Source organism: Stenotrophomonas sp. STEN087 (assembly GCF_056759115.1).
This window is the reverse complement of record NZ_JBRRCR010000177.1, coordinates 1-307: the sequence shown is the minus strand read 5'-3', so window position 1 is coordinate 307 and position 307 is coordinate 1. Positions and strand designations below refer to the sequence as shown.

At 57.3% G+C, this 307-nt stretch carries 1 rRNA gene; it reads left to right on the top strand.

Annotated elements, in window-relative coordinates:
- Window positions 1-199 precede the first annotated feature (199 nt).
- A 5S ribosomal RNA gene (gene rrf / locus ACVOK1_RS20520) occupies window positions 200-307 on the top strand; the annotation flags it as partial.

Genomic DNA, 307 nt, shown 5'->3' with positions numbered 1-307 from the left:
AAGTGAAACGCAGCTGCGCCGATGGTAGTGTGGCTCAAGCCATGCGAGAGTAGGTCATCGCCAGGGTTTACACCCAAAAACCCCGCTGCTCACGCAGCGGGGTTTTTTCTTATTAAGTGAAGGCACTGCTTTTCTGGGTACCTTCCGCCCCAAGGGCAAGATCGCGAGCTGGCGCTGCAAGCGCTGCTGCAACCGTCTCCCTGGTGAAATTAGCGCTGTGGAACCACCCGATCCCATCCCGAACTCGGAAGTGAAACGCAGCTGCGCCGATGGTAGTGTGGCTCAAGCCATGCGAGAGTAGGTCATC